The organism is Bacillus sp. 7884-1 (assembly GCF_002272245.1).
Classification (GTDB): Bacteria; Bacillota; Bacilli; order Bacillales; family Cytobacillaceae; genus Neobacillus.
Genome location: NZ_NPDD01000149.1, coordinates 1 through 7,423 on the forward strand (window position 1 = coordinate 1; position 7,423 = coordinate 7,423).

Sequence of the window (7,423 nt, forward strand, 5' to 3'; positions counted from 1 at the left end):
CTGCAGGAGTTTCGCGCCTTCCACACAAATCAACAGAGTTCTAAAATCAACAGTTTCCTTTAACACAGCCAAATAAAAAAAGAACCAGGCGTAAAAAGCCTGATTCTGGCATTACATATTAGTATTCACCATCAAATGGAGTGAATGGGAAGTTGAATCTTCTTTCGACTTGACGCAGTCGTTGATTTACACGCTGCAGGCGACGTTGAAGCTGGTTTACGTCACGTTGAAGTTGATTGATTTGCCTTTCCTGACGCTCATTTTGTCTTTCGAGCTGACTAACTCTGCGCTCAAGTTGCTGCGGTTGTCTGTCCGGATCATACGGGTCATACTGGTCTTGTTGTGGTTGTGTATACACATCAAACTGGTCGTATGAATTATAATCATACTGTGTTGGTGGAACTTGATAATAGCCATAAGGATACATTGGGCAACTCTCCTTTTTTTTCAATTAATACCCTATAGATTATGTAGGTATATGTGGAGAGTGTGGGCATATGCCTAGTTAAAATGGAAACATAAACATAATATCAATCCTAAATAAACAATTATCTATTAAATACTATTCTTATATTGCTTTTTTAGCTTATTAAAATAGTAAAACACTAAAGTATTAATAATAAAATATTGAATATCAATGCAAAAAAAGTTATAATCGTTATATTCTAAAAATTATAAATGTTTTAAAGATTAATTTTTCAAAAGAATATTAGGGGGATGGGAAAATGAAGAAGTTTAAACTTTTAACAACGTTCTTGGTCATGGCTTTTATGTTAATCCTTACTGCATGTGGCTCGAGTGAAACAAGTGGTAATGGGGATGACTCCGATAAGGAGAAGAAAACTCTCCGTGTCGTAACGGATGCAGCATATGCACCATTTGAATATCAGGATAAGGGTGAAATTGTAGGCTTCGATATTGACTTAATTAAAGCGGTTGCGAAAGAAGCAGGTTACGAAATTGGTATTGCTCATACCGGGTGGGATCCAATATTCGTAGAATTAGAAAAGAAAATTGCTGATATTGGTATTTCGTCGATTACCATTAATGAGGATAGAAAGAAAACATATGATTTCTCAGTACCATACTTCTTATCTACTAATAAGATTATGGTTCCAGAAGGCAGTGATATCAAAAGTGCAGAAGATTTGAAGGATAAAACTATTGCTGTTCAAAACGCAACAACTGGTCAGGAAGCGGTTGAAGGTCTTCTTGGTAAAAACAGCAGTCAAATTAAAAAGTTTGAAAACAATAACTTAGCAATCCTTGAGCTTAAGGCTGGAGGAGCAGACGCGGTTGTTGCGGATAATACAGTAATTGAAGAATATGCAAAAAATAATCCAAATGATAAATTTGTCATTATTGAAGATAAGGACGCATTTGCCCAAGAGTTCTACGGATTAATGTTTTCGAAGGGCAGTAAGATAAAAGCGGATTTCGATAAAGCGCTAAACGAAGTGTTTGATAATGGAACGTATGCAGAAATTTACAAGGAATGGTTTAAGGTAGATCCAGATGTGCAAATACTAAAAGACCAACAATAAGAATGGAAATTGCGTAACTCTTGAAAACTAGAAGTTACGCAATTTTTGGTTTCATACCTAGTCTTACATTATTTAACAGAAGGTTACGGATTTATAGGGGGATTAATAATGGATATTCAGTGGAGTATTTTAGCGGAATACGCACCCTTTTTTCTTAAAGGGACGCTGCTGACAATTGGACTATCGTTAGCTGGTATTTTAATAGGGACAATCCTTGGCTTGTTTATCGGGTTAGGAAAAATGATGAAAAATAAATTTCTATCATTCCCTTTTGGCGTGTATATCACTTTGTTCCGTGGTACACCCATGCTCGTACAAATTATGTTAATTCATTTTGCGGTAGTACCGCTGTTTACAGGGGGAACAAATGGTATTGCTGCTGCGATTTTAACTCTGTCATTAAACTCTGCTGCATACATAGCGGAAATCTTCCGTGCAGGAATTCAATCCATTGATAAAGGGCAGATGGAAGCAGCCCGTTCTCTCGGGATGACGCATGTACAAGCTATGCGTTATGTGATTCTTCCACAAGCGTTTAAAAGGATGATACCGCCGCTAGGTAATGAATTTATTGTTTTAATTAAAGAATCTTCTCTCGCTTCGCTAGTCGCAGCCCCGGAACTTATGTATTGGGGACGAGCCATGCAAGGTCAATATTTCCGTGTATGGGAGCCGTATATTACGGCAGCGCTTATTTACCTTGTATTAACGCTTTCTTTAAGTTACGTATTAAGCCGACTTGAAAGGAGACTAGCAACAGAATGATTGAAGTGAAAAATTTAAAAAAGTCTTTTGGAACCAATGTTGTACTAAAGGATATTAATGTAACCGTTAAGCCGCAAGAGGTTGTGGTTGTGATTGGCCCATCTGGGTCTGGTAAGTCCACTTTCCTCCGTTGTATTAATCTTTTAGAATCCATTACGGATGGACATGTCTATATTGAAGGAACGGATATTACCGATAAAAAGTCAGATATCAATAAAGTACGGACAGAAGTAGGGATGGTTTTTCAACAGTTTAATCTGTTCCCACATAAAAAGGTTATCGAAAATATCATGCTTGCCCCAATGAAAGTCAGAAATACTTCCGCTCTTGATGCTAGGAAAAAAGGTTTAGAGCTTTTAAGAAAAGTAGGATTAGAGGATAAGGCAGAAGCGTATCCAGATTCTTTATCAGGCGGTCAAAAGCAGCGTGTCGCGATTGCAAGAGCACTTGCGATGGAGCCGAAAATCATGCTGTTTGACGAACCAACCTCAGCCCTTGATCCGGAAATGGTCGGAGAGGTTTTGGAAGTTATGAAGCAGCTTGCTAAAGAAGGTATGACCATGGTGGTTGTTACACATGAAATGGGTTTTGCAAAGGAAGTAGGGGACCGCGTAATCTTTATGGACGGCGGGCTTATCGTTGAAGAAAATGTTCCAAATGAATTATTCGATCATCCAAAGGAAGAGCGAACCAAAGCCTTTTTGAGTAAGGTATTATAAAAAAAAGAGGGAGGCTCACCACCTCCCTAATTTTTTGCCCATCTTTCAAGCTTGTCTGTATTTCTTGTTAAGAATCCTGCGACAAACTTAGGCATTCCGAATTCAACAATTTTTTGTTTTACTCTTTCTTTCATTTCATCAACAGTTAGGTCTGGCTGGGTAAATTCGCCGTTGATGTAGCAGTGGCTGCAATATTTTATACTTTTTGACCCGTCTTTTTCAGTTCCCCCGCCAAGTTCATCTTTTGCTAATGGCATTCCACAGCTTTGGCAAATTTTATAGGTTTTCATTATAAAACCACTCCATTTACTTATTTTCAAAATCAAATACGTCAACGATTTTATCTGCTTTTATCCGGTTTTGGCAGAGTCTAAATAGTTGCTCGAAGAATTCCTCCACTTCGAAAGTGGAGGCAGGAACTTTTATTTGTAGGGTTGTTGAGCCAAACATTTGCCTAAAATAGGCTTTTCGTTGAATGTTTTTCCCATCACGTTTTAAAGGATTGTACTTCCATACGATATGGGGGCTTCCATCTACTTTTTCAATTACTCTCAACTCCGCAGCTGTGGTTGATTTATTATGTAAGTAAATGACTAAATAATAGTTGTCATTGCGGTGCCAATCGATGAATAGAAAATAATAACTGGTGTCGCTATCTAGCCGAGTAACTTCAAAGCCTGCTAAGGTTTGTTTACCATTTGTCCATTGATGAAACCGTGGCAGTGTTCCATTAACTGTTTCCATTTTTTTAATATCATAATTGGCAGGTCTTGAATTTTTTATCAAATCTGCCAAATAAACGGCTTCGTCCTTTTCCAAAGTAAATGCTCCTTTTGGTTGATTGAATTCATTATACAGTGAAAGGGAATAAAAGTAGAAGCGCCTGCTTATTTAGTACAATGTATTCAAATTGAAATATTACTGAAACCTTAATTAAAAAATTGTTTGATAGAATCGATATAATTGGGACTAAAAATGAGTACATCGTTCGAATTGTATAGAGGAATAATTCTGCCTCTTTCCCATATGAATGCATAGAAGTGGTGGTATTGGAGGGACGGTAATGACGTTGGAAAGTCAGTTAATAAAAAAGTCATATTATCAAATGTATATAAATGAACATGAAAATGTACAGCCCATACGTGTGTTAGGTGACGCGTATCAGGAAGAACTTCAGAAGGATATGCCCGATTTAACGTCTATACGCTTTGCACAAGGAGAAATCTATTTTTATAATCGGGATTTTGAGGCAGCTATTTTTAAATGGGAAAACGTTGTGGGGGAACTCGAGCTTTGGGCTAGGAAAAATATTGCCGATGCCTATTTTGAAACAGGTCTTCTTTCAAATGCTGAGGACCTTTATCTGTCCATTGAAACAAATAATCCTACATTAAAGACAGAAGTGGCTTTACAGCTGTTTTCTCTTTATATTGAACGAGGAAAGTCTGAGGCAGCAGTGGAGATTATCAAAAGAACAATCGATGCAAACCCCGATTATCCGAATGTGACTGCAATAGCCCGTGCTTATTTTGAGGAACAGCAGGATTGGGATCATGCAATTGAACTTGCGCTGAATGAAGCAAAACGAACGGGTTCACTTGAATGGTTTGATACAGTGAATTCATATGTCAAGAAAGGTGTAACCAAAAGCTTAAATCCAAATTATTTCTTACAGGGACTATTTGAGCTGTACAGCTTAGACCAGGAAATGTTTGAAGAGCTTACTGCGTCACTTTGGAACAGCTATAAAAGTGAAGAGTACCATTTTACATGGCTAAAAGAATTAAATCATCTTCTATTGAATCTTGATATTAGCACAAACAACCATTTCCAATTGCTATCAGATCTTCATTATGAAACGTATTTTGGATTAATAAATGGCAGCCAGACGATTAAAACACTAGAAGACCTTGTACCTGACCTATTAACAAATTGGCTGCGCTTATCAGTTCCTATGCATACGGTCATAGTGTCAGCTGCGGTATTATCATGGAATGAGCTATTTCCAACAAGTATTAGTATGTCAATTGTCAATGTGGCTGAAAATCTTATTGGTGAAACAGAAAGTCATTTCAACGAATTAGAAGAATGTATAAATCTCTTTGAGTCCATTATTAGTTGGGCCAATAGTCAAGATATAGGTGAGAATAACCGCTTAAAATGGATGGTTCAGCAATTGAATGATTTTGATACCCATCACTTGTTGATTACTGGATTAAGTGGCAGCGGGAAGTCTTCCTTCATAAATACCATTCTAGGGGAAGAGATTCAGGATAGCCCCACGTCATCGCTTGTTATGTTTAAGGACGTTGAGGACTTAAATATTTATGAAATAACCGATCAAGAGACAGTAAAACTCGCAGATTTCGTGCAATTTCAAGAGCGAATGGATCGTCGTCGAAATGCACTAGAATCTATTATCGAATTTCAACAGCCTTTTCCATTATTGTATGAGCAGAAACTGGCATTAATTGAAACGCCAGGTCTAAAAGGCAGCCATCAAGATCGCTATGAAGTGCTGCAGTATCTTCAAATGGCAGATAGTTTATTATTTGTCTTAGATGCAAATGCTCCTTTTACAGATAAAGAGAAGGGGATTCTAACACAAATTCATGAACTTGCTCCCGATATTCCCGTCCATTTTCTCTTGAATAAGATGGATACGATTGCTAATGAGCAGGAAGCAATAAGAATTTTCGACGAAACTAGGTCCAGGATTCAGTCCTATTTACCTGAAGCACAAGTACTACCTTTTTCCTCTCAATATGAAAGTGGGCAGCAATTAGTCGAACTAAAGAGCTTTATTCAATCCGTAAAGGATAAAAGAAACATAGCCGATAAACGCTTGGCAAAGCTTTTATTTTTCATCCGAACAACCATTTCCAGGTTGCTGCAAAAGAGAATTGATGTTGAGAATCAATTAATTGAGTCAGTTCGCTGGAACGAAGAAGTGGTGCTGAAGTTAAATGGAGCTCTTAATCAATTAAAGGACGCTGAGTCACAAAAGACAAAAGCAATCACAAGGTCTTACCGCTCCATAAAGGAATCCATTCAAAATGAAATTTCTGCCACAGTACCGAAAATACTGCAAGAATGTTCCGAGTTAATCAAGGAAGACAGTAATATTAGTACGATTCATTTGGAGCTAAATGATGTGATGAACAATAGAATACAAGATTACTTGGAGCAAGAAGTAATGCCGAAATATTATACATCACTTCAAGAATGGATCATCAATGGTAAAGAGGAATTTGAGCAAGGTCAGGCTTTTTTAAATGAAATGGCTGAAGGCTTAAATAGCTTGTATGGAGAAGAGCGGATTAACACAGAATGTGACTTTAAAGTGTTGGATGATTGGCGTCGGGATACGGATAGAATGACGGGCCGGTTCCAATTAGAAAAGGTAAATATCTTACTTCGCAATACACCATCACAATTTTTATTGAAAAGCGCAGGGAAGTTATTTGGGGCAATATCTCAAAATAAAGCCATGCTGTATAAAAAATACAAAGCTTTTGTGAAAAATGATAGCTATTCTGAACCAACTGAGGTCGTGATTGAACGCTTCTTCCAGCAATTCGAGCTATTTGAAAAATCATTAGAACGAGACATTACAATGTTTTTCAGACAACCATTGAAGGTCCTTAATGAAGCAATCGAGGAATCACGGTCTCAAATAACTACAAATCAAGATATACTGAAAAAAATGAATACAAACCCGGAAATGTTCCGCGATCCGTTGACACTATTTGAAGTTAGACTACGTCAATTTGAATGGACGACAATAGCAGGCAAGGGTGTTCAAACGATTTATTAATAATAAAGGGTGCCCAATGGGCACCCTTTATCATTATACAAAAGCAGCAATAATAATGCCCATAACCGTCAAGGCGACTATATGATAGCCTGCACTAATGAAGAATAACGTGTAGTTGCGGCTCTCAAAGAAGGTAGGGGATAATTCTCTAAACGCAGCGATTAGACCAATTAGAAATCCGAATAAAGCCCCATCTAATATGGTTACCGTATCTAATAACTGAATAAATAAGGAAAGGACAACTGCAGTGAAAATCCCTCCGAGTGTGGTTAATCCATAACCTACGTAAGCTCCCTTGGGATCGATATCCTCCATTTTCTTGCCTAATGATCTAACCCAAATGTTAGAAAAAAGAACAGGAGAATACCAGAGTGCTCCAATGACCATATTTGCGACTACTGCTAAAATGATGGCTAATATACTGACATTCGTGAAATCCATTTCATTTACCCCTTTTAATTTTCTGTATATTCGGTGAATTATACCATGATATCTCGACTAAAACAAAAGACTCTTATAAATTAGGCTGTGTCAATTGGGCTGTTGATTTGTGCTCCAGGCGCTTCGCTTTCCGCAGG

8 protein-coding genes are annotated in these 7,423 nt (G+C 37.6%); 4 read left to right on the forward strand and 4 right to left on the reverse strand.

The window, feature by feature from the left end; translation table 11 throughout:
- Positions 1-118 precede the first annotated feature (118 nt).
- On the reverse strand, positions 119-427 hold the full coding sequence (locus CHI06_RS17675) for a PspA/IM30 family protein (protein WP_095249946.1): 309 nt from the start codon (positions 425-427) through the stop codon (positions 119-121).
- A gap of 298 nt (positions 428-725) precedes the next feature.
- On the opposite strand from CHI06_RS17675, the gene CHI06_RS17680 reads away from it, so the two are divergent.
- From CHI06_RS17680 to CHI06_RS17690, 3 genes are all read left to right on the forward strand, one after another.
- Positions 726-1,544: a basic amino acid ABC transporter substrate-binding protein gene (locus CHI06_RS17680; protein ID WP_095249947.1), complete on the forward strand. Its 819-nt coding sequence runs from the start codon at positions 726-728 to the stop codon at positions 1,542-1,544.
- Positions 1,545-1,652: 108 nt separating this feature from the next.
- Positions 1,653-2,309 (forward strand): amino acid ABC transporter permease, encoded by a 657-nt coding sequence (locus CHI06_RS17685; protein WP_095249948.1) that lies wholly within the window; start codon positions 1,653-1,655, stop codon positions 2,307-2,309.
- Positions 2,306-3,028, forward strand: a complete 723-nt coding sequence (locus tag CHI06_RS17690; RefSeq protein ID WP_095249949.1) for an amino acid ABC transporter ATP-binding protein — start codon at positions 2,306-2,308, stop codon at positions 3,026-3,028. Before CHI06_RS17685 ends, CHI06_RS17690 begins: the two co-directional genes overlap by 4 nt.
- 26 nt (positions 3,029-3,054) lie before the next feature.
- Here the strand turns inward: CHI06_RS17690 and CHI06_RS17695 are convergent, their stop codons facing one another.
- Complete coding sequence (locus CHI06_RS17695) at positions 3,055-3,318, reverse strand: zinc ribbon domain-containing protein (protein ID WP_095249950.1); 264 nt, start codon at positions 3,316-3,318, stop codon at positions 3,055-3,057.
- Positions 3,319-3,334: 16 nt separating this feature from the next.
- A complete protein-coding gene (locus tag CHI06_RS17700) occupies positions 3,335-3,847 on the reverse strand; it encodes a hypothetical protein (protein WP_095249951.1) in 513 nt (170 codons plus the stop codon).
- A 244-nt stretch (positions 3,848-4,091) separates the two neighbouring features.
- On the opposite strand from CHI06_RS17700, the gene CHI06_RS17705 reads away from it, so the two are divergent.
- Entirely contained in the window at positions 4,092-6,845 is a 2,754-nt protein-coding gene (locus tag CHI06_RS17705) for a GTPase domain-containing protein (RefSeq protein ID WP_095249952.1), read from the forward strand.
- A gap of 33 nt (positions 6,846-6,878) precedes the next feature.
- Here CHI06_RS17705 and CHI06_RS17710 read toward each other — a convergent pair whose 3' ends face one another.
- A complete protein-coding gene (locus CHI06_RS17710) occupies positions 6,879-7,286 on the reverse strand; it encodes a DUF1761 domain-containing protein (RefSeq protein WP_095249953.1) in 408 nt (135 codons plus the stop codon).
- Positions 7,287-7,423 lie beyond the last annotated feature (137 nt).